At 67.0% G+C, this 26,470-nt stretch carries 29 protein-coding genes; 14 read left to right on the top strand and 15 right to left on the bottom strand.

The features are described 5' to 3' along the window. Window positions 1-146 precede the first annotated feature (146 nt). Window positions 147-530, top strand: a complete 384-nt coding sequence (locus tag KHC23_RS21895) for a response regulator (RefSeq protein ID WP_213375743.1) — start codon at window positions 147-149, stop codon at window positions 528-530. Between the two features lie 340 nt (window positions 531-870). After that, entirely contained in the window at window positions 871-1,542 is a 672-nt protein-coding gene (locus KHC23_RS21890; RefSeq protein ID WP_213375902.1) for a response regulator transcription factor, read from the top strand. Between the two features lie 32 nt (window positions 1,543-1,574). Here KHC23_RS21890 and KHC23_RS21885 read toward each other — a convergent pair whose 3' ends face one another. The 4 genes from KHC23_RS21885 to KHC23_RS21870 all read right to left on the bottom strand — a co-directional run bounded on the left by KHC23_RS21885 (window position 1,575) and on the right by KHC23_RS21870 (window position 5,135). After that, a complete protein-coding gene (locus KHC23_RS21885; RefSeq protein WP_271188562.1) occupies window positions 1,575-2,345 on the bottom strand; it encodes a response regulator in 771 nt (256 codons plus the stop codon). A gap of 212 nt (window positions 2,346-2,557) precedes the next feature. Next, a complete protein-coding gene (locus KHC23_RS21880; protein ID WP_246544856.1) occupies window positions 2,558-2,941 on the bottom strand; it encodes a response regulator in 384 nt (127 codons plus the stop codon). A gap of 18 nt (window positions 2,942-2,959) precedes the next feature. Beyond that, window positions 2,960-4,690: a sensor histidine kinase gene (locus tag KHC23_RS21875; RefSeq protein ID WP_246544855.1), complete on the bottom strand. Its 1,731-nt coding sequence runs from the start codon at window positions 4,688-4,690 to the stop codon at window positions 2,960-2,962. After that, window positions 4,680-5,135, bottom strand: a complete 456-nt coding sequence (locus KHC23_RS21870; RefSeq protein WP_246544854.1) for a putative pterin-binding protein — start codon at window positions 5,133-5,135, stop codon at window positions 4,680-4,682. The genes KHC23_RS21875 and KHC23_RS21870 overlap by 11 nt, the downstream gene beginning before the upstream one ends. Before the next feature lie 501 nt (window positions 5,136-5,636). Between KHC23_RS21870 and KHC23_RS21865 the strand changes: the two genes are divergently transcribed. Together KHC23_RS21865 and KHC23_RS21860 are read left to right on the top strand one after the other, a co-directional pair. Further along, a complete protein-coding gene (locus tag KHC23_RS21865; RefSeq protein WP_213375737.1) occupies window positions 5,637-7,784 on the top strand; it encodes an ATP-binding protein in 2,148 nt (715 codons plus the stop codon). A 57-nt stretch (window positions 7,785-7,841) separates the two neighbouring features. Continuing rightward, complete coding sequence (locus KHC23_RS21860; protein WP_213375735.1) at window positions 7,842-9,308, top strand: methyl-accepting chemotaxis protein; 1,467 nt, start codon at window positions 7,842-7,844, stop codon at window positions 9,306-9,308. A 19-nt stretch (window positions 9,309-9,327) separates the two neighbouring features. Here the strand turns inward: KHC23_RS21860 and KHC23_RS21855 are convergent, their stop codons facing one another. Genes KHC23_RS21855 through KHC23_RS21835 form a run of 5 tightly spaced genes read right to left on the bottom strand, consistent with a single transcriptional unit; the run spans window position 9,328 to window position 12,734 of the window. Next, on the bottom strand, window positions 9,328-10,041 hold the full coding sequence (locus tag KHC23_RS21855; RefSeq protein WP_213375733.1) for an energy-coupling factor ABC transporter ATP-binding protein: 714 nt from the start codon (window positions 10,039-10,041) through the stop codon (window positions 9,328-9,330). Beyond that, the gene (gene cbiQ / locus KHC23_RS21850) at window positions 10,038-10,751 is read right to left on the bottom strand and encodes a cobalt ECF transporter T component CbiQ (RefSeq protein ID WP_246544853.1); all 714 of its coding nucleotides are present in this window, start codon (window positions 10,749-10,751) and stop codon (window positions 10,038-10,040) included. Before cbiQ ends, KHC23_RS21855 begins: the two co-directional genes overlap by 4 nt. Continuing rightward, window positions 10,748-11,314, bottom strand: a complete 567-nt coding sequence (locus KHC23_RS21845; RefSeq protein ID WP_213375729.1) for a cobalamin biosynthesis protein CbiL — start codon at window positions 11,312-11,314, stop codon at window positions 10,748-10,750. Before KHC23_RS21845 ends, cbiQ begins: the two co-directional genes overlap by 4 nt. After that, window positions 11,311-11,925, bottom strand: a complete 615-nt coding sequence (gene cbiM, locus KHC23_RS21840) for a cobalt transporter CbiM (protein ID WP_213375727.1) — start codon at window positions 11,923-11,925, stop codon at window positions 11,311-11,313. Before cbiM ends, KHC23_RS21845 begins: the two co-directional genes overlap by 4 nt. A 5-nt stretch (window positions 11,926-11,930) precedes the next feature. After that, complete coding sequence (locus tag KHC23_RS21835; protein ID WP_213375725.1) at window positions 11,931-12,734, bottom strand: DUF4198 domain-containing protein; 804 nt, start codon at window positions 12,732-12,734, stop codon at window positions 11,931-11,933. Window positions 12,735-12,884: 150 nt separating this feature from the next. Between KHC23_RS21835 and nikR the strand changes: the two genes are divergently transcribed. Next, the gene (nikR, locus tag KHC23_RS21830; protein WP_213375723.1) at window positions 12,885-13,358 is read left to right on the top strand and encodes a nickel-responsive transcriptional regulator NikR; all 474 of its coding nucleotides are present in this window, start codon (window positions 12,885-12,887) and stop codon (window positions 13,356-13,358) included. Window positions 13,359-13,419: 61 nt separating this feature from the next. Here the strand turns inward: nikR and KHC23_RS21825 are convergent, their stop codons facing one another. The 3 genes from KHC23_RS21825 to bcoG all read right to left on the bottom strand — a co-directional run bounded on the left by KHC23_RS21825 (window position 13,420) and on the right by bcoG (window position 16,218). Beyond that, on the bottom strand, window positions 13,420-13,671 hold the full coding sequence (locus KHC23_RS21825; protein ID WP_213375721.1) for a GlsB/YeaQ/YmgE family stress response membrane protein: 252 nt from the start codon (window positions 13,669-13,671) through the stop codon (window positions 13,420-13,422). A gap of 104 nt (window positions 13,672-13,775) precedes the next feature. Then, entirely contained in the window at window positions 13,776-15,305 is a 1,530-nt protein-coding gene (locus KHC23_RS21820) for a carnitine 3-dehydrogenase (protein ID WP_213375719.1), read from the bottom strand. A gap of 10 nt (window positions 15,306-15,315) precedes the next feature. Beyond that, complete coding sequence (gene bcoG / locus KHC23_RS21815) at window positions 15,316-16,218, bottom strand: 3-dehydrocarnitine:acetyl-CoA trimethylamine transferase BcoG (protein ID WP_213375717.1); 903 nt, start codon at window positions 16,216-16,218, stop codon at window positions 15,316-15,318. A gap of 92 nt (window positions 16,219-16,310) precedes the next feature. Between bcoG and KHC23_RS21810 the strand changes: the two genes are divergently transcribed. Beyond that, window positions 16,311-17,276, top strand: coding sequence for a GlxA family transcriptional regulator (locus KHC23_RS21810; protein WP_213375715.1), 966 nt, complete (start codon window positions 16,311-16,313; stop codon window positions 17,274-17,276). Window positions 17,277-17,280: 4 nt separating this feature from the next. Here KHC23_RS21810 and choX read toward each other — a convergent pair whose 3' ends face one another. Beyond that, the gene (gene choX, locus KHC23_RS21805) at window positions 17,281-18,225 is read right to left on the bottom strand and encodes a choline ABC transporter substrate-binding protein (protein WP_213375714.1); all 945 of its coding nucleotides are present in this window, start codon (window positions 18,223-18,225) and stop codon (window positions 17,281-17,283) included. Here choX and KHC23_RS24715 point away from each other — a divergent pair. Further along, a complete protein-coding gene (locus KHC23_RS24715; protein ID WP_271188565.1) occupies window positions 18,176-18,301 on the top strand; it encodes a hypothetical protein in 126 nt (41 codons plus the stop codon). The two genes, choX and KHC23_RS24715, sit on opposite strands and share 50 nt — an antisense overlap. Window positions 18,302-18,359: 58 nt before the next feature. Here KHC23_RS24715 and KHC23_RS21800 read toward each other — a convergent pair whose 3' ends face one another. Both KHC23_RS21800 and KHC23_RS21795 read right to left on the bottom strand, forming a co-directional pair. Next, window positions 18,360-19,160 (bottom strand): inositol monophosphatase family protein, encoded by an 801-nt coding sequence (locus KHC23_RS21800; RefSeq protein ID WP_213375713.1) that lies wholly within the window; start codon window positions 19,158-19,160, stop codon window positions 18,360-18,362. Between the two features lie 72 nt (window positions 19,161-19,232). Beyond that, window positions 19,233-19,469 carry a hypothetical protein gene (locus tag KHC23_RS21795; RefSeq protein WP_213375712.1) on the bottom strand — a complete coding sequence of 79 codons (237 nt, stop codon included), beginning with the start codon at window positions 19,467-19,469 and terminating at the stop codon, window positions 19,233-19,235. On the opposite strand from KHC23_RS21795, the gene KHC23_RS21790 reads away from it, so the two are divergent. The 7 genes from KHC23_RS21790 to KHC23_RS21760 all read left to right on the top strand — a co-directional run bounded on the left by KHC23_RS21790 (window position 19,457) and on the right by KHC23_RS21760 (window position 26,439). Continuing rightward, window positions 19,457-20,806 (top strand): ABC transporter substrate-binding protein, encoded by a 1,350-nt coding sequence (locus KHC23_RS21790; protein WP_213375711.1) that lies wholly within the window; start codon window positions 19,457-19,459, stop codon window positions 20,804-20,806. The two genes, KHC23_RS21795 and KHC23_RS21790, sit on opposite strands and share 13 nt — an antisense overlap. A 257-nt stretch (window positions 20,807-21,063) precedes the next feature. Further along, complete coding sequence (locus KHC23_RS21785) at window positions 21,064-21,618, top strand: SIS domain-containing protein (RefSeq protein ID WP_213375710.1); 555 nt, start codon at window positions 21,064-21,066, stop codon at window positions 21,616-21,618. A 53-nt stretch (window positions 21,619-21,671) separates the two neighbouring features. Continuing rightward, a complete protein-coding gene (locus KHC23_RS21780) occupies window positions 21,672-22,589 on the top strand; it encodes a carbohydrate ABC transporter permease (protein ID WP_213375708.1) in 918 nt (305 codons plus the stop codon). After that, entirely contained in the window at window positions 22,589-23,407 is an 819-nt protein-coding gene (locus KHC23_RS21775; RefSeq protein WP_213375706.1) for a carbohydrate ABC transporter permease, read from the top strand. Before KHC23_RS21780 ends, KHC23_RS21775 begins: the two co-directional genes overlap by 1 nt. Next, entirely contained in the window at window positions 23,404-24,324 is a 921-nt protein-coding gene (locus tag KHC23_RS21770; RefSeq protein ID WP_271188560.1) for a sugar phosphate isomerase/epimerase family protein, read from the top strand. The genes KHC23_RS21775 and KHC23_RS21770 overlap by 4 nt, the downstream gene beginning before the upstream one ends. 10 nt (window positions 24,325-24,334) lie before the next feature. Continuing rightward, the gene (locus tag KHC23_RS21765) at window positions 24,335-25,309 is read left to right on the top strand and encodes a sugar-binding transcriptional regulator (RefSeq protein ID WP_213375704.1); all 975 of its coding nucleotides are present in this window, start codon (window positions 24,335-24,337) and stop codon (window positions 25,307-25,309) included. Between the two features lie 47 nt (window positions 25,310-25,356). Next, the gene (locus KHC23_RS21760; protein ID WP_213375703.1) at window positions 25,357-26,439 is read left to right on the top strand and encodes an ABC transporter ATP-binding protein; all 1,083 of its coding nucleotides are present in this window, start codon (window positions 25,357-25,359) and stop codon (window positions 26,437-26,439) included. Window positions 26,440-26,470 lie beyond the last annotated feature (31 nt).

Below are 26,470 nucleotides of genomic sequence, written 5' to 3'. Positions count from 1 at the left end.
CTTTATATATCCAAGGAGATATGTCGCCTAGTACCCCGGATTTAACCTTGCAAGCTTCACACAAGCATCGCGTAGGAAAGATCAGATGATGAAAACGGCGGATTTCGCCGGGCATAAATGCGCATCAGCGGAGAACGGAGCACAGCATGGCCGTGGATTTGTCGATGCCGGTCCTCGTGGTCGATGATTATAAGACCATGGTCCGGATCATTCGAAACCTGCTGAAGCAGATCGGATTCGAGGACGTGGATGAGGCAGCCGATGGCTCGGAAGCCTTGACCAAGCTCAAGGAGCGGGCCTACGGCCTTGTCATCTCCGACTGGAACATGGAGCCGATGACGGGGTACGAACTTCTCAAGCAGGTGCGCGACGACGCCAACCTCAACGCCCTGCCGTTCATCATGATCACGGCCGAGGCGAAGTCCGAGAACGTGATCGCCGCTAAGAAAGCCGGCGTGAACAACTACATTGTCAAACCCTTCAACGCCCAGACGCTGAAGAGCAAGATCGAGACGGTCTTCGACGCCTGAGTGCCGGCTTGGAAACGCCAATATGAGCTTCGTCCCGGAAGGGCCTGGTGGGCGATCCCGCTCGCCGGGCTGACCATCTTTCCGGGAAACCTGTCAAGCACGCCCGAAGGTTGCTCTCACTCCCCAACTTGACGCCCGCCGGTCCGCCGGCGGGCGTTTTTTGCTTTTGGTGCCCCCGCCCGGCATCGCTCCATTTTGGATCGGAACTCCATCCAACCCCGAAGGAACTCCGCTTGAGTGGATATAATTGCGAAAATATCAATCCCCTCATGCCGGCTTCGGACAGAGAGACTCAAGGTCTTCGGTGTCACCGTGGCTGGAAGGCAGGGGAGCCACTGGCATGTATGTTATCGTCGACGATCGTTCTACTGTTTCCGAAAGTTACGTCTCGTCATTTTCACACGAGGGTTTTTCCAGTTTCGGCGTGAACGAGGGTGAATTCAAGGAATGGATAGGCAGCGCCTCCGATAACGACATCGCCGCCGTCGAGGGTTTTCTTCTCGGTGACTTCGATCGGCGCCCGGTCTACCCAGAAATGATCCGTTCGCACAGCCGCGCGCCGATATTGGCGCTGAGCGACCAGAAGAACCTCAACCAGACGTTGGAACTGTTCACCGCCGGCATCGACGATGTGGTTCGCAAGCCGGTCCACGTCCGCGAGATCGTGGCCCGCACCGACGCGATCTGGCGCCGCGTCCACGCCACTCCCGCCTCGCCGGAAGCAGCCAGCGGCCTAAAGGTCTTCTTCGATGGCCGTGACGCCGAGATCGACGGCGAGCCGCTGCCGCTGCCGCGCCGCGAGCGGCACATTCTGGAATTCCTGGTGAAGAACAGCCGGCGGCGGGTGACGAAGACGCAGATCTTCAACACCATCTACGGCATCTTCAACGACGAGGTCGACGAGAGCGTCGTCGAGGGTCACATGAGCAAGCTGCGCAAGAAGTTGCGCCTGAAGCTGGGCCATGACGTGATCGACGCCAAGCGCTATCTCGGCTACCAGTTCATCGGCTGAAAGCGCCTGGCCAGGGACACCCGTCCGCCGGCTCAGTCCAGCGGCAGGCCGAGGCGCTCCGCCTGGCGCTTGACGAAGCTTTCCATGCGCCGGCGACCCGTTTCCGTGAGTTCCACCAGGATGCGCCGGCGATCCGCCGGGTCCGCCCGGCGCTCGATCAGGCCGGCCTCGCGCAGTTCGTCGATGCGGCGCAGGGCGGTGGTGGTCGGCGCGCCGGAAGCGATGCACAGGCTGGTCACCGAGATCGGCCGGCCCGTCGCCTCGGCGACGGCGAGATCGAGCAGCATCTCCCAGGCGGGATCCGAGAACAGGTCCGACTGGAAGATCGAATCGCGGTCGGCGCGCGAAGCCACCAGCGTCCGCAGATAATTCGACCGCCCCTTCGGCCCATCGGCCGGCTTCTCCGCCCCATTCGCCGGCCGCTGGCTGTCCTCCACCAGCGACAGGGCGCGGCGGACCGCCCGGGCGACCTCCTCCGGCAGCAACGGCTTCTGCAGGAAGTCGACCGCGTTCAGCCGCAACGCGCCTACGGCGCGGTCGAGCGAGGCGTGTCCGGTGATGATGATGGTGGCGAGCGGCCGCTTGCGCCCGAGCAGCGCCAGCTTCTGCATCAGCTCAATGCCGTCGATGCGGGGCATCTGAAGGTCGGTCACCACCACCTGCAAATGCTCGTGGCGCTGCACAAGGTCAATCGCCACCACCGGGTTGTCCGCCGTCATGTTGGCGATCCCGAGCTCGGTGAGCCCCTCGCTCAGCTCGGCAAGCAGGTCCGGGTCGTCGTCAACGAGCAGGACACGTGCCACATCGACTTGATCTGCAACCACCATCAACCCGCCATGCATCACTTCCCGGCGGCCGAGAATATCACGCCTGGAAAACACCCGGCCAATGTCACGCTGCCGTTCGCCGTCGACGTTGAGTAGATATGAAATACCCGCTGAGGTCTACGTCGCGGCCGTTCACCCATTCGCCCCCCTGACCCGAACTCCCCTGCCCCTTGGTGTCGGCTGGCGCTTCATGTCGGTGGCAACCGCAGAAATGACTCGATGGCGGCGCTGAGCTCTTCCGGATCGATCGGCTTGACACACAGCGTGTCGCTGTCGAAATCGGCGGCCACCGCGCTGTTCATCACATGGCCGGTAATGATGACGATCATCGGCGGCGGCCCGTCCTTCGGCAGCGCGCGGGCGGCGGCGACCACCTCCCGCCCATCCACCGGGCCGATGCGCAGGTCGGTGATGAGTACCTGCGGCGCCGGGAAGCGCTGAAGGCGGTCGATAGCCGCCGCCGCCGCGATGCAGACCTCGACCTCCCAGCCGGCGGACGTGAAATATTCCCCCAGTTCGTGCGCCAGTTCCTCCTCGTCATCGCAGATCAGCATCGTCCGCGGTTCGGTCATGATACGGGTCTCGCGACTTCAGGCGGCATCTCGGGCCTCGGCGGAGGGGAGCAATGGCAGCCGGACAAGAAAGCGCGCGCCTCCCCCGACATTCTGCACCGAGATGGACCCATTCATGTCACGCACGACACTGCGGGCGAGAGAGAGTCCGAGACCGGTGCCGTTTTCCGTCGGCTTGGTGGTGGCGAACGGCTCGAAGAGTCGGGGCAGCATATCCTCGGCGACGCCCCCGGCATTGTCCTCCACCGACACGACAAGCTGATCACCCTCGCGGTACAAGGCCAGCGTGACCTGGCGGGCGCACAACCCGGCCCTGCCGGCATCGAAAGCGTCGCGTGCATTGATGAGCAAGTTGACAATCACCTGCTCGAACATGGTCTGTTCGCCGAGCACCAGCGCCTCGATCGGCACATTGGCGTCGATGGTCAGGCGGATATTGGCAGCCCGATACTGCTCGGCGATGAAGCCGACGGCGAGATCCACCGCGTGGCGGAGGGAGAAGGGTTGCAATTGCTCGGAGGGCATGCGGCCATAGCGACGCACCTGATCGGTGATGCGCTTGGCGCGGTCGACCTGCGCCGAGATGCGCTCCAGCTTCGCCATCACACCCTCGCCGCCCGGCAGCGGGTCGAGCAGGCGGCGCGCATTGGCCACCGCCATCTTGATCACCGCCAGCGGCTGGTTGAGTTCGTGGGCGATGGCGGTTGCCATCTCGCCAAGCGTCGCCAGCTTCGCGGCCTGCATGACCTGGAGCTCGGCGCTGCGCACGCGGGTAGTGTCGGCGAGCACGATGAGTTGCTGCGGCCGCTGCTGCCACAACACGCTGCAGATCGACCCGCGCAGCGAGACGATGTCGCCGGTGCTGCGGGTATAGGCCATGGTGAGCGTGCCCCAGCAACCGCCGACGGGCTCCCCCGCCGCGTCGCGCACGGCGCGCACGAAACCGGGCCAGGCGGCATCGTCCGGGGTGGCGGCGACCAGCGCGGCGGCATTCGAATTGATGAAGGTCGCATGGCCGGTGTCGGGATCGACCACCGCCACGCAGGCCGGCACCGCCTGGATGACGGCGCGCAGGTTCTCCTCCATCGCCGTGATCGCCGCCTTTGCGTCGACGATCTCGCGCAGGCGGACCCGGTCGCGCCGCCCCTGCAGCAGCAGGAGCAGGACCAGGCAGCCGCCGGTGATGAACAGCAGCACCAGGGACACGACTTCCGGGGCCTCGGCGACGGCACGTTCGCGGCGGAAGATCTCCTGATTATAGGCCACCGACTCCATGAGTATGCGTTGCAAGGCCTCGCCGAGCGGGAGAAGCCGCCCGTGCAGCGCCTCCAGCCGGCGCGTGGTCGCGCCGTCATCGGGATCGAGGGTTTCGATCTCGGCGATAACCTGATCGAGCAACGTCTCCAGCGGCTGCGTCAGGCCCTTGGTGTCGACGACGTCGCTCAATACGCGCCCTTCGTCCGAATCATAGAGCAGCGGCAGGCGCGAGCGCAGGATTTCCATCCGCAGCAGCAGGTTGCCGAGCCCCTGCGCCGTCGGGGCGGGCGTCACCTTGGAAAAGGCGGCCTCAGCCTTCACGAATTCGAGCTGGCCCTGATAGGCGACCCAGCCGGACGAGCGGACGGTGGCGGTCAGCAGCGCCTGCTGGCGGGCCTGCGACACGTAGAGCAGCCCCGTGGCGACGAACAGAACCACGCAGGTGACGATGAGCCCGAACTCGATGAAACCGGCGGTTCGCCTATCGCGCAAGAAAATCAATGGACTTCACCTGCCACACCATCCGCGACTGGTAGTCCTGCCGGCCGAACAGCGCGCCCTGGTCGATCGGGTACATCACCCAGTAAGGCCCCTTGTCACGCACCCGCATCGTCTCGCCATTGAGCCTCGTGGCGAGGATCACCCCATTCATCTGCCAGTCCTCGGCGGGAATGGTCGCGGCATAGTCGTTGAGCGCCACCACCCTGGCCTCGACCGTCGGCACGCGAGCGAGACCGGCGAGAACCGCGAAGGACGGACCGGCGAAGCGCTGGGCGCCCTGGGTCCAGGGCGTGGTCGTGTCGATCTGCGTCTGCGCCAGCCGGTCGAGATCGGCCAGCGACAGGCTGCGCTCGTCCAGAACCTTTCCCTCGCTCGACAGCCAGCGCAAGGTGAGGTCGAGCGGACCGGCGGCGCGGGCAGCGCCGAGACAGGCCATCCAGAGACTCAAGGCAAGACAAGCCAATTTGGCTAGACGCATGACCACGTTCCCTATGCGTGCGGGGAAAGGCTCCTCCGGGCGCCGGACGGTCTCACAAAATGTGCCCCGGGACGCGGTCGATCGCCTCCATTCTGGCGGGGAAAGCCGAAGATCGCTCCATTCTGGTTGGCATTTTCGCGGCGGCAGCGTTCGGGAACCGCACGCCGTGGGACGGTGGCCTCATATTTTCGACGAAGCATTTTCGCGCAGATGAGTACACCTCGCGAGAGGAAAGAGCGTAAGAACAATAGCTAAGCGCTCCAGGCACGTGGCGTTTGACCGGAAGCGTTTTGGCCGGAGGTTCGTCTTGCGCGGCGCGTTCGGGGATTTTACCTAGCGAGAAGTACAGCATTGCCATGGCATTTTCCGCAACCTAGACGATAGGGGCCGGCCGAATGCTGAGCCGGCGCTGCACCGGACGGGCGACGATTGACCGTCGATCCTCACAAAGCCGCGGACATGAACACGCCTGCCACCGAAATAGCGCCGCCACCAGCGTTCGAGCCGCCACCGCCCAATCCTGCGTGGAAGGGAAGCCCGCGCCGCATTGCCTTGGCCCTGCTGTGCCTGCTGGCGCTCGCCCTTCCCACCACCTTCGCCTATCTGACGCTCAAGCTGCACGCCTCGCACGAGACCACCCTCTCGACGGCCGCCTCGCGCAAATTGGCGCTGGCGCTGACCTCGCATTTCGACCGGACGGTGGAGTCGGTCGAAACCTTCCTCGGCGGGTTCAGCGCCGGTTTCGCCTCCCTGACGCCCGATGAGATCTTCGATTATCTACAGGGGCTGAAGCCGCCGCAGGGTGTCATCCAGATCTCCTTCATCGACGCCTCCGGCCAGTTCATCGCGAGCAGTCTCGCCGCGCCGGGCAAGATGATGGACCTGTCCGACCGTGAACACATAAAGGTCCACCTCAAGGGCGAACCCTGGCAGAACGACATCTTCCTCAGCAAGCCGGTAAAGGGCCGTATCAGCGGCACCTGGTCGATCCAGTTCTCCAAGGCGCTGAAGCGGATCGACGGAAAGCTGGTGGGCGTGCTCGTCGCCTCTTATGAGATTTCCAGCTTCATCTCCTTCTATGACAGCCTGCGCCCCGACGGGCGCGGCGTGGTCGCCCTCATCGGCAATGACGGCATCATCCGCGCGGTCGCCCCCGGCTCGGACCAGTTCGACGGCCAGCCGGCCTCCAGGCTGTTCGAGAATCTGCCGGCCCCGGACACGCTGAGCGAGGGCATCTATTCGGGCGGCGAGCCCGATGGCATCCGGCGGAGCGGCTACTACGTACATTCGAGCCGGTATCCGTTTCTTGTGCTGGTAGCCACCGACGACGCCTTCACTGCCGCGCAATCGAGCGGATTCCGCCTGGCGGTGATGGGGCTCTCCGTCGCCCTGGGACTGACCCTCCTTGCCCTCGCCGCCTTCGGGCTGCGCCACTGGCAGTTGCAGAGCGCGTTCCGCGAGCAGGAATTGCAGGCGATCGCCCGACACCGCGAGGCCAAGGTGCTCCAGGCCATCAGCCGCGTGCCGGGCATCACCGTGCTGCACATCGAAAACGGCCGCACTACCCAGATCGGCCGGGAGGAAGCCGGAGAACTTCCCCGGATGATCCGCGAGCGGGTCGCCACCCCTCAATTTCTGGCCCGCGTGAAAGACGGTGATTCCTCCGTCTCGCTCGAACATTTCTCGCAGGAAGGCGCGGAATTCGAAGTCGAGGTCGTCGTGGCCCGGCTGGAGGAGCGTGACGAGCGGGAGCCGCGCGGCGTGAACGGCAAGATGCCCACCGCCGTCGTGTTCGCTCTGGACGAGACCGCCAAGCGGATGGAGCAGAACAAGCTCTACCAGATGTCGAAAATGGCCTCGCTCGGCGAACTGGTGACGGGCCTCGCCCATGAGATCAACCAGCCGCTGGGGGTCATCCGCCTCGCCGCCGGCAACGCGCTGGCCGGGCTGCGCAAGGGCCCTCCGGGCCAGCACACCACGGAGAAGCTGGAGCGCATCATCCGCCAGGTCGCGCGCATGAAGGCCATCATCGACCATATGCGCATCTTCGGGCGGCACAGCACGCCGACCGTCGAGCCGAGTTCGGCCCTGGCGGCTATCGCCGGCACGGTGCAGGTGCTCGGCACCGACATGCGGCTCGGCGCTATCGAACTCTCCACCGATACGAGTGTGGAAGACATCGAGGTTCCCTGCGGCCAGGAGCAACTGGAGCAGGTGTTGATCAACCTGGTGCTCAACGCCCGTGACGCCATCGGGGCGCGCCGCGAGAGCGAGGCCGATGTCGCCGGCCGGATCGACATCGCCCTCGCCCCTGCGGTGATCGACGGGCGGCGCCATGCCAGCGTCACGGTGCGCGACAATGGCGGCGGCATCCCAACGGAGGTGATCGAGAAGATCTTCCAGCCCTTCTTCACCACCAAGGCGCCCGGACAGGGGACGGGGCTGGGCCTGTCGGTGAGCTTCGGCATCATCCGCGAATATGGCGGCGCAATCTCTGCCACCAATGTCGGTGACGGGGCGCAGTTCACCATCCTGCTGCCGGCGGTGGAACCCGGCGCGCCCGCCGCCGACGCTCCCGACCCTCCTCTCGCCGCCGGCCTCCTCTAGCCCCGCGCAAGCTCCGGTCTCGATAGTGCCGCCAATTGGCATCATCCGGAGTCTTTCATGAGCCTCGCCCAAATCCACCCCCTGAAGCGGCCGTCGCGCATGCCGGCCTTCGACGCCACACTGCTCGACTCGCTGCCCGTCGCTGTGCTGGTTTGCGACCCGCAAACGCGCCTGATCGCCTACGCCAATGCGCGCGCGCTCAGCCTCGCGGCGACGCTGCGCCATGTGCTGCCGGTGGCGCCGGAGAAGATCGTCGGCGCGCCGCTGGACGCTTTCGGGCTCGATCTCGCGCCCGGCTGGACCGGCGCCGCCGCACCTTTGCAGGCCGAGGTCGAACTGGGTGGCGAGACGCTGAACTTCTCGGTCGCGGCAATGCGCAACGGGCGTGGCGAGTGCAGCCAGATCCAGGTGGTATGGAGCGTCGAGACCGAGGCCGCCACCGAGCGCGCCCGCAATCGCCGGTTGCGGCAGATGGTCGACCAGATGCCGATCAACGTCATGACCTGCGATCGCGACGGCTTCATCATCGACTATGCCAACCGTACCAGCCTCGACACCCTGCAGCGGATCGAACAGCACCTGCCGATCACCGCTTCGGAACTGATCGGCTCCTCGATCGACATCTTCCACAAATGCCCCGAGGTGCAGCGGCGCCTGCTCTCGGACGTCTCCCGGCTGCCGCACAATACAAGGATCAAGGTCGGTCCCGAGACGCTCGACCTGAAGGTTTCCGCGCTCACGGCGCCGGACGGGAGCTATGACAGCCCGATGCTGACCTGGGCGCTGGTCACCGACGCGGTGAACGTCGCCAACAGCGTCACCTCGGTGGTCGAGGATATGAGCCAGACCTCTTCGACGATGGAGCACGCGAGCGCCGAGCTCAACGATCTCGCCACCCAGAGCGAGCAGATGAGTTCCTCGGTGGCGGCGGCGGCGGTGGAGATGTCGGTCTCGTTCCGCGAGGTGAGCCAGCACATCCATTCCGCCGCGACAATGACGTCGCAGGCGGCGGGCCGCGCGACCTCCGCCAATGGCCTCGTCGGCGGCCTGGTGGAGACCATCGAGCGCATCGGCAATATTTCGGCGCTGATCGAGCGCATCGCCTCGCAGACCAACCTGCTCGCCCTCAACGCGGCCATCGAGGCGGCGCGGGTGGGCGAGGCGGGCAAGGGCTTCGCGGTGGTCGCCTCCGAGGTGAAGCAGCTCGCGCTGCAGACGGCGAACGCCACCAAGGACATCAACCACCAGGTCGAGGCGGTGCAGCGCGCCGGCACCGACGCGGCGAAGGCGGTCGAGGAAATCACCCACAATGTCGCCGACCTGAGCCATGTGTTCACCGACCTGTCGGCGGCCATCGAGGAACAGACGGCGACCAACGAGTCGGTGAGCCAGAGCATCGACGGCGTCTCGCGGATTTCCGGCAAGATCCTGCAGACGGCGGGCCAGGTCGGCCAGGTCTCCGGCAGCGTCTCGTCGCTGGGGGAGCGGCTGCGCGAGGAAATGAAGGTGCTGCTCGCCCGCTAACTCGTCGGGGACGTAACGCCTACCCTTCGCGCGCGTGAATATGCGGGTGCGAATGGGTGTGGCGGTGCGGGTGGGTGTGGATGTCGGCCGGGGAAAGCCGGCCGTTCTCGATCGCCATCGCCCGGTTCGCCAGTTCGGCGATGAAGCCGTCATCATGCGACACCAGCAGCATCGCGCCGGGAAAGCCATGCAACGCCGCGCGCAGCCGCCGCCCGTTCTCGGCGTCGACGCCGTTGGTCGGCTCGTCGAGCATCAGCACGTCGGGCCGCATCGCCAGCAGCCCGGCGAGGCAGACCAGACGCTTCTCGCCACCGGACAAACGGTGGCTGATGCGCGGGGCAAGCGCGCCGATGCCGAGCATCTCCAGCACCTGTTCGGCGCGGCCGAAGGCTTCCGCCTCGGTGCAGCCGAGATTGAGCGGGCCGAAGGCGACGTCCTCGATCACGCTCGGGCAGAACAGCTGGTCGTCGCTGTCCTGGAACAGATAGCCGATGCGCGGGCGCAGGGCGCGGAAATCGCGCTCGCTCGCACACACGTTGCCGAACAGGCGCACCCGCCCGGCGGCGGGGCGCTCCAGCCCGACAAGGGTGCGCAGCAGCGTCGTCTTGCCGGCTCCGTTGGGCCCGACAATGGCCAGCCGCTCGCCGGGGTCGAGCCGGAGGTCGACCTGCCGCAGGACGGCGGCGCCATCCCGGTCCACTGTCACCCCTTCGAGCGCGAGCAGCGCACTCATAGCCGGTCCGCCAGCGTGACGGCGGCACTGAGCGCGACCGCGACGCCGAAGCCGGCCCAGTCCCGCGCCGCGGGGGCCGGCTGGCCGAGGCGGGGGAAACGCCCCTCATAGCCGCGGCACAGCATCGCCTCCTCCACGCGCTGCGCGCGGGCGAGCGCCCGCACCAGCAGCATCCCGACCAGATGTCCGTAGCTGCGCCAGGTGTGGCGGTTCGAGCGCGGCCGGAAACCGCGCATCACCATTGCCTCATGGAGCCGCCGGGCCTCGTCGCGGATCAACGCGAGATAGCGCGCGGTGAGCACGAAAACCCGCACCATTGTCTCCGGCACGTAAAGCCCGCGCAGCGCGGAGCCGAGCCTAGCCGGCTCGACCGACCCCAGCATCGCCATCAGCAACAGCACCGAAGCGGAGACCTTGGCGGCGATCAGCATGGCGCGCTCCACACCCTCGACGCTGGCGGTCAGCGGGCCGAAGGTGAACAGCGGACGCCCCGGCAGGGTGAAGGGAAGCGTCGCGAACAAAAGCAGAAGAAAGCCTTCGACATGGACGAGGCGCCGCCACAATCGCGGCTCCGGCCGGCTCCACGCCGCGAAAAGCATCACTGCCGCGAGTGCCGCCCCCGCCACGGCAAGCGTGCGCAGCTGCGACAGGCTGGCGATGACGAGAAAGGCGCCGACGAGCCGGAGGCGCAGATCCTGCGGCAGCGTCATCGGCGCCGTCCGCGCGCCCACAGCCCGATGCCGGCAAGGCCGAGGATGAGGAAGATACCGGACATCACATCGGCGAGCCGAAGGCGCGAATCGAGTTGCTCGATCTGTTCCATCAGCGGCTCGACCTGGCGCTGGACGGCGGCCTCGACCAGCGCGGCGAGGCGCGCGTCGGTCACGAGGGGAGCGGCGCCAGGCGCCGGGCCGGCCGGTGGAAGCCCGGTTTCGGCGACCGTCGCGACGGAGACTCCTCCGAACCGCGACGCCGGTAGTGTGGCGGAGGCGACATGCCCCTCGCGTGTGTCGACGGTGATGGTGACATCGGCGGGCGGCTGCGGCGCGGGGAAGGCGAAGCATCCCTCCGCGTCCGTCGTGCCTTCGGCGATCCGGGCTCCGGCGGGGTCCCTGGCCAGCCACGGCGTCTGCGCCGCGCGGCCGCCACCGATGAAGAAGGCGTAGCCCTTCGCCTCGCCGGCCTCGACGGTGGCGAAGACCTTCAGCTTGTGCGCCTGCGCCGGCCCGGCAAAGGCCAGCGCCAGCAGGAATGGCAGCAGCAGGCGGATCACGGCGCCACCGGCCGCAGCGCGTCGGGCTGCACCCGCGCGAGGAAGGAAACGATGGCGGCGGTTACGAAAGCCTCGCCGAGCGCCAGCGGCAGATAGGTGGCGATCACCACGCTGGCCACGGGCGTGTAGTCACTCGAGGACATCCACAGCGACAGGGCGACGAGCCCCCCCGTTCCCAGCACCGCCAGCGCCCCGGCCAGTGCCCCCGCCGCAAAGCGCAATGCGGGCCTTTCGGTGGCGCGGATCACCGGCCCCAGCATCATGCCGAACACCACCCCCGGCAGCGCGATGTTCACCGTATTGATCCCCAGCGTGGTGAGGCCGCCAAAGCCGAACAGCAGCGCCTGCAGCAACAGCGCCACCAGAACGGCGGGAAAGGTGGCGGTGCCGAGCATGATCCCCATCAGTGCGGCCAGTAGCAGATGGACGCTGGCCGGCCCCACCGGCACCGCCACCAGCGACCCGGCGAAGAATGCCGCCGCGAGAATGGCCGTGCGCGGGATCATCCGGTCGTCGAGACGGCGCAGTCCCAGCGCCACGCCGGCCGCCGCGACGACGCCCCCGCCGATGAGGACGGGAGCGGACAGGATGCCGTCGGGAATATGCGCCATGACGCCTATTTGCCGTCCGTCTTATCCATGTCGGTGGCCTTCACCCAGATCAGCGCGCCATCCTCGACCGGCACCTGCTTGCCCTCGGGCGACATCATCATGTTGTCGCCTTCGAGCAGCGCGGCAAATCCCCACCAGCCGGCGCGCGGCATCGCATAGGTGAAGGTGCCGTTGGCGTCGGCCTTCAGAACCTGCGTCACGAAGGCGTCGTTCGGCGGCCTCACCGTGCCGTCATTGATGAACTCGACCTCGACCTCGGCGAACGGCGCCGGCGCGCCGCCCTTCAGCACGACCCCGGTGAACACATTACCGGTCCACAGGCCGGTCGGGCGGGTCAACGGCTGGATTTCCACCGGCAGGCCGACCAGAGCGTCCCAGCCCTCGCCCGAGGCGTAGCTGTCGACGATCACCTTGGAATAATGGACGATGTACTTGCCCTCCGAGGGTTCCCAATAGGGCTGCGGCTCGACGAAGAAGATCGCGGCGCCGGGCTCCTTCAGATCATAGGTCACCGACCAGGCGGCCTTGCCATCGACCGGCTTCTCCGTGAGGCGATCGAGAAGGTCCACCGGCTTGCCGCCCGCGAGCACGCCCATCTTGGCCGGCTTCTTCATCTCCATCACCGGGCCGCCTTCGACCGGATGGGTGAACACCATGTCCACGCGGACCTCGCCGCCCTCCGGCAGCACGTCGGCGGAGGGGACGATCTGCTGGAAATGTGCCAGAGCCGGCAGCGGGAAAAGCGGCAGGAAGAGAGCGGCGACGGCGACACGACCGGCATGGAAGGAAGCGGAGACCGGGATGGACATGGCGGGCGGCAATCCCTCGCGTTATGAATTACGTTATAAAAAATCATACTCGTGGATGAGGCGACGCGGCAAGCGCAAATGATGCCCGCGCGGGAGCCACCGGCCGGAATTGCTGTGCTAACGTGACGCCTTCGCCTGACGGAGCAGCCCATGCAGCGGATCACCATCGCCATCGACGACGAACTGGCCGGAGAGCTGGATGGGTTCATGCAGGAAACCGGCGCGACCAGCCGCTCGGAGGCGATACGCGATCTGGTGCGGCGGGGCCTTTCCGCCCGCCCGGACGGACCGGCGCAGGCGCCCTGTTTCGGCATCATCAGTTGCGCCATCGACCAGTCGGTGCGCAACCTCGCCGCGCGCGTGCCGCAGGGCCGGCTCGACCGGCACGACCAGACCATCTCCGCCCTGTCAGTGCCGCTGGACCATACGACCTCGATCGACGTGACGGTGATGCGCGGATGGGTCGGCGACATCTCCGCCTATGCGCAGGCGCTGTTCCTCGAGCGCGGGGTGATGCACGGCGCGCTCAGCCTGATCCCGGTGGCCGAGGACAGCGCGCATCACGTCCACAACCAGGGCCCCCCCCATGAGCACACCCATCCGAGGGTAAAGAGCGGGTTCTGAAACGAAAAAGGCGCGCCCGGATGGAGCGCGCCCTGTTCATGGCGATGGCGGCAGCGCCGCGTCAGTTTCGTATCGCGCGTACCAGCCCGATCAATATGCAGGCACCGACGATACCTGCCACCAGATAGCCGAGCCAGCCGCCGAAACCGACGCCGATGAACCCGAACAGGAAGCTGGCCACCGCAGCACCGATGATGCCGAGCACGATGTTGAGGAATATCCCGGTCCCGGTCTTCATGATCGCCGAGGCGATCCAGCCCGCCAGACCGCCAATGATGATGGCGGCGATCCAGCCAATCTGTGCGTCTTCCATGTGTCTCTCCCATAGCCCCAGCTAAAGACGCGGGAAAAACGCGCGGACCGGCAGGGTGTTCCCGCGGCCGGGCGGGTTTCGACGGTATTTTTGGAGCGACGCGGTCAAACCGGCGCCGCCAGCCGGGTTTTCTGGCCGATGGCGCGGCCAACGGCGGCGGGTGTTTCCAGCTTTGCATGGGCGTCGGCGATCGCGCGCAGCTTCGCGAGCACATGTTCGGGCGCCGGAGCGGAGCGGCCGGCCCTGCTGTCGACATGCAGCATCATGTATTCGGCGGTGGCGATCTCGCGGCGCTCGGGGCCGGCGAACAGCCGGTGGAACAGATGGAGGCGCTTGTCGTCGACGGCGAGGACCTGCGTCGTGCAGGTCAGCGCCTCGCCAAGCCGCGCCTCGCCGAGATGGCGCAGATGCGTCTCCACCGTGTAATAGCTGTGCCCGGCCTCGACATAGGCAAAGTCGACGCCGATCAGGCGCAGCAGCGCGTCGCTGGTGTCGCCGAACACCTGGAGATAGCGGTGCTCGGTCATATGGCCGTTATAATCGATCCAGGCCGGCGAGACGCGGATTTCCAGCAATTCGAGCGGCGCGGTGGGGTCGGGGGCCGGCGCGCCGCCGCCCGCCTGCGCCCATAGCCGCTGCTCGAACTCCTTCAAGAGCCGCCCCGCGCCCCAGCCCTCGCCGCCCTGCCCGGCTTTGAGCGCCTGCACGATGCCGACGAGGTTCTCGTCGCGGATGCGCTCCAGTTCGCGGATGGAAAGCCCTGCCGCCTGCGCGTCCGACTGCCCGCCGATCTTCTCCACCAGCGCGTCGTCGAGATCGACCACGTCGGTCAGCCGGGTCCACGGCCATTGCAGGCAGGGGCCGAACTGGGCGAGGAAATGGCGCATGCCGGCCTCGCCGCCGGCGATGCGGTAGGTCTGGAACAGGCCCATCTGCGCCCAGCGCAGGCCGAAGGAATAGCGGATCACATCGTCGAGCGTCTCGACGTCGCAAATGTCGTCCTTGATCAGCCACAGCGCCTCGCGCCACAGCGCCTCCAGCAGCCGGTCGCCGACAAAGGCCTCGATCTCGCGGGCGATGACGACGCCCTTCATGCCGATGGCGTCCAGCACCGCTTTCGCCCGGGCGATGGTCTCCGGTGTCGTCGCCGCGCCGCCGACGATCTCGACCAGCGGCAGCAGGTAGACCGGGTTGTAGGGGTGGGCGACGAACAGCCGTCCGGGATGGGCCAGCCCCGCCTGCAGGTCGCTCGGCTTGAGGCCGGAGGTCGAGGAACCGATGAGCGCTTCCGCCGGGGCCCCCGCGTCGATCTCGGCCAGCACGCGGCGCTTGAGGTCGAGCCGCTCGGGCACGCTCTCCTGCACCCATTGCGCGTCCGCCACCGCCTCCGCCACGCTGGCGCAGAAGGTCAGCCGCCCGCGCTTCGGCAGTGGCGCGCCGGTGAGCATTCCATAGGCGCGCTCGGCATTGGCCAGCACCTCGGCGACGATGCGCTGCGCTGCGGGATGCGGGTCGAACACCTTCACGTCGATGCCGGCGAGCAGGAAACGGGCGATCCAGCCGCCGCCGATGACGCCGCCGCCGACGCAGGCGGCGCGGGAGATGGGGGCGAGCGCCCCGACGGTCGCGGTCATCATCGCCTCCTCAGCGCTTCACCAGCTTGAGTTTCTCGCGCACCTCTGTCGGGCCGATGATGCGGGCACCCATGTTCGTTACCACCGTCGCCGCCTTCTCGACGAGAACGGCGTTGGTGGCGAGCTGGCCCTTGCCGGCGTAGAGATTGTCCTCCAGCCCGACGCGGACATTGCCGCCCGCCAGCACCGCCGCCGCCGGATAGGCCATGGCGTTGCGGCCGATGGAGAAGGCGGAGAAGGTCCAGCCGGCGGGCACGTTGTTGACCATCGCCATGAAGGTGTTGAGGTCGTCCGGCGCGCCCCAGGGAATGCCCATGCAGAGCTGGATCAGCACCGGGTCCTCGATCAGTCCTTCCTCGGCCAGTTGCTTCGCGAACCACAAATGCCCGGTGTCGAACGCCTCGATCTCGGGCCGCACGCCCAGCGCCGTCATCTGCCGCGCCATCTCGCGCAGCATGGAGGGCGTGTTGGTCATGACATAGTCACCAAGGTTGAAGTTCATCGTGCCGCAGTCGAGCGTGCAGATTTCCGGCAGGCACGCGGCGACATGGGCGACCCGCTCGGTGGCGCCGGCCATGTCGGTGGCCTTCTCGTTGAGCGGAAATGGCGCCTCGACATTGCCGAACACGAGGTCGCCGCCCATGCCGGCGGTGAGGTTCAGCACCACGTCCACCTCGGCCGAGCGAATGCGGTCGGTGACCTCGCGGTAGAGGTCGAGCCGGCGCGAGGCGGCGCCGGTCTCGGGGTCGCGCACATGGCAGTGCACCACCGCCGCGCCCGCCTTCGCCGCGTCGATGGCGCTGTCGGCGATCTCTTTCGGCGTCACCGGCACATGGGCCGAACGGGCCGTGGTGTCGCCGGCGCCGGTGACGGCGCAGGTGATGAAGATGTCGCGATTCATCGACAAGGGCATGTCAGGACTCCACAAAGGATGCGAGGAGCTTGACGGCAAAGCGAAGTCGTGACGCAACTATTTGCGCAATCCATTTTTCATTCTGCGAAGCGATGATCTTTGCTCCTTCCGACGATCCGCTCGACGTCACCCTGCTGCTGTTCCCCGGCCTGTCGCTGCTCTCGCTGGCGGCGACGCTGGACCCGATGCGCGGCGCCAACCGCGTGCTGGGACGGCCGGCGTTCCGCTGGAAGCTGGTGTCGATGGACGGCACCATGCCGGCGGCGAGTTGCGGCCTGCCGATCCCGGTGGACGGCGCCTTCGATGCGGGCGCGCCGCAGGATGTGCTGATGGTGGTGGCCGCCTTCGAGGCGACCCGCTTCGCCACCTCGCCGATCCTGAAAGCGATCCGCGCCGGCGCCAAGCGCTCGGTGGCCACCGGGGGCATCGAGTCCGGCTCGTGGCTGATGGGCTTCGCCGGGCTGCTGGAAGGACGGCGCGCCACCACCCATTGGGAGGATCTGGAGGACTTCGCTGCCCGTTTCCCCGAGACCGACGTCCAGCCCGACCGCTTCGTGATCGACGAGCCGGTGTTCACCACCGGCGGCGCCACGCCGGCGCTCGACTGCATGCTGGCGCTGATCCGCGCCCGGCACGGCTATTCCACCGCGCTCGATGTCGCCAGCCTGTACATCTATGAAGAGGTGCGCACCGGCTCGGACGTGCAGCCCATCGTCTCGCTCGGCCGCATCCGCCAGCACGAGCCGCGCGTGGCCGAGGCGATCCGGCTGATGGAGACCCATATCGACCGCCCGCTCACCATCGCCGCCATCGCCCGGCGGGTGGGTGTCTCGACGCGGGCGCTGGAGACGCTGTTCCTGAAGACGGTCGAATTGTCGCCCGGCGCCTATTACGTGACGCTGCGGCTGAAGGCGGCGCGGCGCCTCGTGCTCGACACCAACCTGCCGATCGCCGACATCGCCGAGCGCACCGGATTCTCCGCCATCGCCTCGCTGTCGCGGGCGTTCCGGCGGCAGTTCGGCGCGCCCCCGTCAGTGGCGCGCCGTCAACGCCTGTAGATGCTCAGAGGCCGAGGCCGGCCTTCACCGCCGCCGCGCCGGGCTTGCCGTCGAGGGTGGTGACGCCGTCGAGCCACTTGTCGACGGTGGCCGGGTTTTCCTTCATCCACGCCTTCACCGCCGCGTCGGGCTGCATGCCCTTGTCGAGGATGTCGCTCATCAGGCGATCTTCCATCGCCACGTCGAAGACGAGGTTCTTGAGCAGCTTGCCGACATTCGGGCATTCCTTGGAATAGCCCGGCCGGGTCAGGGTCAGCACTTCCGCGCCGCCATCCTTGGGGCCGAACACGTCGTTGCCGTCGGCGAGATACTCGATCGGCAGATTGACGTTCATCGGGTGCGGCCGCCAGCCGAAGAACACCACCGGCTCGCCCTGCTTGATGCGGTGGCCGACCTGCGAGAGCATCGCCTGCTCGCTGGATTCCACCAGGTCGAAGCCCTTCAGGCCGAAGGTGTCGTCAGCGATCATCTTGGAGATGGTGGCGTTGGCGCCGCTGCCGGCCTCGATGCCGTAGAGCTTGCCCTGCAGCTTGTCCTTGAACTTGGCGATGTCGGCATAGGTCTTCAGGCCGGCATCATAGGCCGCCTTGGAAGTCGCGAAACCGATGCGCGCGCCTTCCAGATTGGTGGCGGCGACCTCGACCTTGCCGGCTTTCACCAGCGGTACCTGCGTCGGCTCCTGCAACGGCATCCAGTTGCCGAGGAAGATGTCGCGGTCGCCATTCTCCAGCGCCTTGAAGGTAATGGCGACGGAGAGGACGGCGACGTCCGGCTCGTAGCCCAGATTGGTCAGGAGTTCGTTCGCGACCGCCGTGGTGGCGGTGATGTCGGTCCAGCCGACATCCGAGAAGCTCGGCTTCGCACAGGAAGCCGGGTCCACGGCGAAAGCGGAAGACGACATGAGCGTTGCGGACAAGGCGACGCAAGTCACGAGAATGCGTGAAATCATTGCTGTTCCCTCTGTTGGCGATCATGCCGAAGGACCGGCACCGCTGGGGAAGCCTATCGACCAGCGCGCGGCTTGATTGACCCTGCTCGAAGTGCAGATAACCGAATGCGCAACGCCGCCATGCCCGCCGGAGACTATCCGCGCCCGCTCAGCCGCTTCAGCTCGGCGTGGACCGTGGCGTTGCCGGCCCACAAGGAACCGGGACGGCTGAAGTCGCCCTCGAAGGTGACGCGCCCGCCCGCTTCGCGCACCAGCACCATGCCGGCCCAGCAATCCCAGCAATGCAGCGTCGGGTCGTAATAGCCGGCCAGCCGGCCGGCAGCGACATAGGCCAGCATCAGCGCACCGGAGCCGACCCGGAACAGCACGCCGCCACCGCGATAGAGCCCCTCGACGAAGGCGCCGGCCTCCTGCGCCGAGGCCTTCTGGGTGGCGCCGAAGCCGATGGTCGTCGAGGCAATGGTCCAGTCCGGGTTCATCGCCAGCGCGCGCCCGTTCAGCCGGGCGCCGCCACCGGAGACGGCGGAATAAAGTTCGCGCAGCATCGGCGCATGGACGACGCCCACTACCGGTTCGGCGTCGCGGGCGATGCCGATCGACACCGTCCAGTTGGGCTGCCCGACGAGGAACGGCATGGTGCCGTCGATCGGGTCGATCACCCAGACAAACCCCGACGTTCCCTCAGTCGCGGCCTCTTCCTCGCCGACAATTCCATCGCCGGGGAAATGCCGGTTTATGGCGCGACGCAGCCACGTCTCGATGCTGCGGTCCGCCTCGCTAACGAGGTCCTGGGAGGCGGATTTCAGCTCCGGGTGCAGCGTGTCGCGCTGAAGAAAGAATTTGCGCGCCCGCGTCCCCGCGCCGCGCGCGAGCTTCTCGGCGACGGCCTGCCGGGCGAGGAGCGGCTCGGTTCCTTCTTCATGCCCCGCTGCCATCCTGTCCGTCTCCACACTTGTTGACTGCCACGCATCGGCCACCTTAACCGACCCTCGATGCTATTGCATATTTCAGATTACAAATGTATCGCTTTCCTCGTCGATGACGGCAGCGTCGTCGGCGCCCGGCTTCTCGAAAAGCGCCGGAAGTGAGGGTATGGCCGGCAGGTCCGGCACATCTGCGGAAAGGCGCGGCGCCGGTTGGCCCGCACCGCCGCCAAGACCAGAGACGGTTTGAGCCGTCCGCAGATCGGCCTCGCCCGCACCGTGGCGCTGCGCCATTTCAGGAGGAAACCATGAAGCGTGCATTGAAAATCTGCGCCAGCGTTGCCGCCCTCGCGGCGGCAACGGCGGCCATGCCGGCCGCCGCCATGGCCGACTGGCTCGAAGAGGCGGCCAAGCCGCTGAAGGGCACTGAAGTCAACGGCATCTTCCTCGACCGTCCGGGCTACCGCGCCATCATCAAGCTGCTGCCCGAATTCGAGAAGAAGACCGGCATCAAGGTCAATTACGAGATCGTCCCGTACGAGAACGCGCGCGAGAAGGAAGTGCTGAACTTCACCTCGCAAGGCGACCTTACCATGGCCCTGGTCGACCTCGTCTGGATCGGCGAATTCGCCGAGAATGGCTGGCTGGTGCCCGTCGACGAACTCGCCAAGGACAAGGCGATCACCGACCCGAACCTCAAGCTCGACGGCTTCTTCCCGCTGCTGCTGGAAGCGTTCGGCTCGTGGGGCGGCACCGTGTACGGCCTGCCCTTCGACAATTATTCCGGCCTGCTGTTCTACAATTCCTGCAAGCTCAAGGAAGCAGGCTTCGACAAGCCGCCGGCGACCTGGGAAGAGGTGATGACCGTCTACGGTCCCAAGCTCACCGACGCCTCGAAGAACCAGTATGCCTATGCTCTGCAGTCGCGCCGTGGCGAGACCCAGTCGGCCGACAGCTTCATGCGCTTCCTGTGGCCGTTCGGCGGCTCGCTGCTGAACAAGGAGTTCAAGTCGAACCTCTCCAGCAAGGAGAGCCAGGCCGGCCTGCAGTTCCGCCAGGACCTGCTGAAGTACCAGCCGCCGGGCGTGGTCTCGTTCGACCACGCCGAGTCGGTCAACGCGCTGGCGCAGGGCCAGGTGGCGATGATCACCGAGTGGTCGGCCTTCTACAGCACGCTGGCCGACCCCGCGACCTCCAAGCTCGGCGACTGCCTCGCCGTGGCGCCCGAGCCGGCCGGTCCCGCCGGCCGCCTGCCCGCGCTCGGCGGCTTCTCGCTCGCCGTCGCCGCGCAGGCGACCCCCGAGCAGCAGAAGGCCACCTGGCTGTTCATCCAGTGGGCGACGTCGGAAGAGATCGCCAAGGCCTATGTCGAGGCTGGCGGCGTCTCGGGCCGCATGGCGGTCTATGACGACCCGGAGATCAAGGCGACCTACAAGTTCGTCGAGCCGATGGTCGCCTCCTGGCAGGCCGGCGTGCCCGAATATCGCCCGCGCTTCCCGGCCTGGCCGGCGATTTCCGAGATCGTCGCCGAGTGGGGTTCCAAGATGATGCTGGGCGAAGTCACCGTCGAAGGCGGCGCCAAGGAGATCGGCACCCGCATGGAAGCCATCCTCGACAAGGAAGGCTATTACGACGGCAAGAAGAAGCTCCTTCAGTGAGTTGAAGCCGGCGGCGGGGCCTCTCTCCCGCGCCGCCGGCCTCCGGGCGGATGCCGCAACCCGCGAAGCGGTATCCGCCCCCTTCTCCCGAGACCGAAAAGCACCGTCATCCTGAGGTGCGAGCGCAGCGAGCCTCGAAAGAGGCTCCTCCTGCCATACCCGGATGAACATCCTTCGAGGCTCGGCTTTCGCCGGGCACCTCAGGATGACGATGCTCGGAGGCAATTCAGGCCTCGAAGCCTGCGAAAGCCAATGACATGACAACGCTTCACGCCCGCGCCCTCGACGAGATCCGCGCCTGCCTCGACAAGGTGCGCAGCGACGAGCTGGACGGCGCCATCGCCGAACTGGCCGACGCCGGGCGTATCGCGCTTTACGGCGTCGGCCGCGAGGGCCTGCAGATCAAGGGCCTCGCCATGCGCCTGTACCATCTTGGCCGCCAGGCGGCCGTGGTGGGTGACATGACCACGCCGCCGGTCGGGCCGGGCGACCTGCTCGTCGTCTCCGCCGGGCCGGGCGACTTCTCCACCGTCGCCGCGCTGATGGGCGAAGCCCGCGCCGCCGGCGCCCGTACGCTGGTGGTGACGGCCGAACCGGCCGGCGCCGCCGCCGCCCGCGCCGACGCCGTGCTGACCGTGCCGGCACAGACCATGGCGAGCGACCAGGGCGCCGCCGTCACCTCGGTGCTGCCGATGGGTTCGCTCTATGAGGGCGCGCTTTACGTGCTGTTCGAAATCCTCATCCTCGGCCTGCGCGAGCGGCTGGGCGTGACGCCGGCGCAGATGCGCGCCAACCATACGAATCTGGAGTGACCGGGAAAACCTCCCCGGATACCGCACCAGAACGACGCCACAGGGAAGACGCCATGAGCGACGCCGCGACGACCGCCGCACGACGGAAGCCCAACCGGGGCTATGGCCGCTGGACGCCGGCGCTGTTCCTCGCGCCGGCCGTGCTCACCCTGCTGCTGATCGGCATCTACCCGACCCTCTTCGCGCTGGTCACCTCGTTCCGCCGCTACAACATCACCCGGCCGCGCGAGGGCTTCCCCTTCATCGGCTTCGAGAACTACGCCAACGTGCTGAGCGACAGCACCTTCTGGTCGTCGCTGTTCCTCACCGCCAAGTTCTACGTCACCGTGCTGCCGATCCAGGTGGTGCTCGGCCTCGTCATCGCGCTGCTGCTGCACAAGCCGGGCATGGGGCTGCTGAAGTCGCTGGCGCGCGTGACCCTGGTCGTCCCGCTCGCGACGACTTACGCCGTGGTCGGCCTCATCGGTCGCCTCATCTTCAACCGCGATTTCGGTGTCGCCAACCAGTTCGCCGGCTTTCTCGGCCTCGGCCCGATCGACTGGCTCTCCACTCCCGACGGCGCCTTCGCCGCCATCGCCATCATGGATGTGTGGCAATGGACGCCGTTCTGCGCCCTCATCTTCCTCGCCGGGCTGTCGATGGTGCCGGGCGAGATCGAGGAGGCCGCGCGGCTGGAAACCTCGTCGAAGCTCGCCCTGCTGCGCCATGTGCAGCTGCCCTATCTGCTGCCCGGCCTCACCGCGGTGATGATCCTGCGCTCGGCCGACGTGCTGAAGCTGTTCGACATGGTGTTCGTGATGACCCGCGGCGGGCCGGGCTCGGCCACCGACCTGATCTCGATCTACATCCAGCGCGTGGGCTTCCGCATCTTCGATCTCGGCACCGCCTCGGCACAGGCGATCCTCTTGCTGATCCTCACCATCATCATCAGCCGGCTCTACATCCGCCTGCTCTACCGCGAGGTCCACTGATGCGCATCTCGTCCAGCAAGATATTCCACGCCCTCGGCCTGACGGCGGTCGTCGTGTTCTCGCTGTTCCCGTTCCTCTGGATGGTGGCGGCGAGCTTCAAGACCCAGGGCGACATCCTCGCCTCGCCGCCAGTGTGGTTGTTCACCCCGACACTGCAGAACTACGCCGAGATCTTCGCCGACACCAAGGTGAGCGGGGCGATCATCAATTCGCTGATCGTGGCGACCTTCTCCACCCTGCTCGCCGTGCTGCTCGGCGCCCCGGCGGCGTTCGCGCTGGCCCGCTACGAGTTCCGCGGCAAGTCGGACCTGTGGTTCTGGTTCATCTCCAACCGCATGATCAGCCCGATCGTACTGGCGCTGCCGGTCTACCTGCTGGCGATCCAGACCGGGCTGCTCGACACCCATCTGGTGCTGATCCTGATCTACCTCACCTTCCAACTGCCGATCGTGGTGTGGATCGTCACCGACCAGTTCAAGTCGATCCCGGCCGACCTCGAACAGGCGGCGCGGCTCGACGGCGCCGACCAGTTCACCATCTTCCGCAAGATCTATCTGACGCTCGGCGCGCCGGGCATCGCGGTGTCGGCGATCTTCTCCTTCATCTTCTCGTGGAACGAATTGCTCTACGCGCTGGTGCTGACCCGCCGCAACGTGCAGACCGCACCCGTCGTCGCCACCAGCTTCATGTCCGGCTACGAGTTGCCCTGGGGCAAGATCATGGCCACCGGCACGGTTATCGTGTTGCCGGTGACGATCTTCGCGCTCATCGTCTCCCGCCACATGGTGCGCGGCCTGACCATGGGAGCCACCAAGTGAACGACGCGACGACGCACGCGCCGATCCCCTTCGGTATCAATCTCGGCTTCTGCACCAAGCGCTGGGTGACGCCGGAGTTGTGGACGGCGGTCGTGCGCGAGCGGCTCGGGCTCGACCTCGTGCAGTTCTCGCTCGACCTCGTCGACCCGATGTGGCCGGACGCCATCGTCGACCGCCACGCGAGCGACATAAGGCGGATGGCGGAAGCCGCCGGCATCACCATCCACAGCGCCTTCATCGGCCTCGCCCATTACAGCTTCAACCAGTTGCTGCATCCCGACCCGGCGGTGCGCAACTATGCCGAATACTGGCTCGGCCGGGCCTATCGCTTCGCCGCGCTGGCCGGCATTCCCCGCGTCGGCGGCCCGCTCGGCGCCATCCCAGCCCGGCTCGACGGCAGCGAGGCGGAGGCTCTGGACGAAGCCGATTACGGCGAACTCATCACCCGCTTGCATCGGCTCGGCGAGCGCGCCGCCGCCGAGGGGCTCGCCGAGCTTTACGTCGAACCGACGCCGCTGCGCCGCGAATGGCCGTGGAATGTCGACCAGGCGCGGCAGATGATGAGCGACACGGCGGACAGCGCCGTGCCGTGGCGGCTCTGCGTCGACTGGGGGCACGGCACGTTCGCCCCGCTCTATGGCGAGGACCATGGCAACATGGAGCCGTGGTTCCGGGGGCTGGGCGACGTCATTACCGCCGTCCATATTCAGCAGACCGACTTCCTGCTCGACCGGCACTGGGACTTCACCGTGCCCGGCAAGGTCGATCCTGTGGAGGCCGCCGCCCTCATGCGCCGCACCGGCATCGCGCCGAAGCCGGTGTTCCTCGAAGTGTTCTATCCCTTCGAGGAGGACAGCGCGTCGATCCTGAACGCGCTGGAGACGAGCTGCGCGCGCCTCAAGCAGGCGCTGGCCTGAGGGGAATGCGATGAATGGCGGTGGGCGGGAGCGCGGCAGGCCGGTGGGGACGGTGGAAACCGATGCGGCGCAGATCCGCGCGCGGGTCGCCTGGCTCTATTTCATCGGCGGGCTTACCCAGCAGGACATCGCCGACCAGCTCGGCCTGACGCGCCTGCGCATCAACAAGATCCTCGGTCAGGTGCGCTCGGACGGCTCGGTGTTCATCGACATCCGCCTGCCCATGGCCGACTGCATCGAGGCCGAAGAAAAGCTGAAGGCCCATTATGGGCTGGATCACGTCACCGTTGTGCCCTCGCTGCCGGACGAGAGCGAGCAGCAGCGCGTCATCGGCGAGGCCGCCGGCGGCCTGCTCGACACGCTGCTGGAGAACGGCATGGGCCTCGGCGTCGGCTGGGGCAAGACGCTGGCCGCCGGGCTGAAGCGCGTCACCGCCCGCCCGATGGCGGAGAGCTGGGTGACCTCGGTCATGGGCGGGCTCACGCGCGGCTCGGGGTCGAGCACCTTCGAGGTTGCCACCGGCTATGCCCGCGCCATCTCGGCGGAGTGCTACTATCTCGCCGCGCCGCTCTATTTCCCCACGCCGGAGAGCCGCACCATGCTGCTCTCGCATCACGGAATCAGCGAGACCATGCGCCGCGCGCGCACCGTCGACGTGGCGCTGCTCTCCTGCGGCGACATGACGACGCGTTCGCTGCTGGTGCAGACGCAGACGGTCTCGGAAAGCATCGACAGCCTGCGCGCCGCCGGCGCGGTGGGCGACCTGCTCGGCATGTTCCTCGACGCCGAGGGACGCCCGGTCGACCACCCGCTCAATGAGCGGGTGCTCTCGCTGGCGCCGCACGAGGTGAAGCCGGTGCGCCATTCGATCCTCGCCTCGGGCGGCCTCTACAAGGTGCCGATCGTGCGGGCGATCCTGCGGGCCGGCTATGTGAAACGACTGGTGACGGACGAACGCTGCGCCAACGCGCTGCTCACGAGCTGATGGACGGCCGCCGGGCCCTCGCGGCCGGCCACTCTGGAGACTGCACGATGACTTTCCTGCGACTGGACAACATAAAGAAGAACTACGGCGACGCTTCCGTTATCAAGGGCGTCAGCTTCGAGGCCACCAAGGGCGAGTTCGTGGTGTTCGTCGGTCCCTCGGGCTGCGGCAAGTCCACGCTGCTGCGCATGATCGCCGGCCTTGAGGATGTCAGCTCGGGCGAGCTCTATATCGACGGCCGGGACGTGACCTATGAAGAACCCGCCAAGCGCGAGGTTTCCATGGTGTTCCAGTCCTACGCGCTCTACCCGCATATGAGCGTGTTCGAGAACATGGCGTTTGGCCTGCGCATGGCCAAGAAGCCGGAGGCCGAGATCAAGGCGCAGGTGCTGGAAGCCGCGCGCATTCTTCAGCTGGAAGCGCTGCTGGAGCGCAAGCCGCGCGCCCTTTCCGGCGGCCAGCGCCAGCGCGTCGCCATCGGACGCTCCATCGTGCGGCACCCCAAGCTGTTCCTGTTCGACGAGCCGCTGTCCAATCTCGATGCCGAGCTGCGCTCGCAGATGCGGGTGGAGATCGCCAAACTGCACCGGGCGCTCGGCGCCACCATGGTCTATGTCACCCACGACCAGGTGGAGGCGATGACGCTGGCCGACCGCATCGTGGTGCTGCGCGCCGGGCTGGTCGAGCAGATCGGCTCGCCGACCGAGCTCTACGACACGCCGGCCAACATTTTCGTCGCCGGCTTCATCGGCTCGCCGAAGATGAACTTCATCAACGCCAAGGTCGCCGCCGTCACCGGGAGCACGCTGGCGTTGGAGCACACGACCTTCGCCGGCGGCAGGCTCACCCTCGACACGCCAGCCGCCGCGCGGGCCAAGGTCGGCGACGCCGTGACCGTCGGCCTGCGGCCCGAGCATTTGACCGTGAACACCGGCAATCCGGTGCTGGCGTTGACGCTGGACTTCGCCGAGAGCCTCGGCGGCTCGACCCAGCTCTATGCCCGCTCGGAGGGCGAGCCGATCATCGCACTGACCCCCGGCCGGCCCAACCTCAAGCCGGGTGATGCGCTCACGCTCGGCATCGACCCCTCCCACATCTATCTCTTCGACGCCGCCGGCCTCGCGCTCTGAGCGTACCCGACGACGAACAACTCCAGCAGGA

This window comes from Ancylobacter dichloromethanicus, assembly GCF_018390645.1.
Lineage (GTDB): Bacteria > Pseudomonadota > Alphaproteobacteria > Rhizobiales > Xanthobacteraceae > Ancylobacter > Ancylobacter dichloromethanicus.
This window is presented reverse-complemented; position numbering and strand designations above follow the sequence as displayed.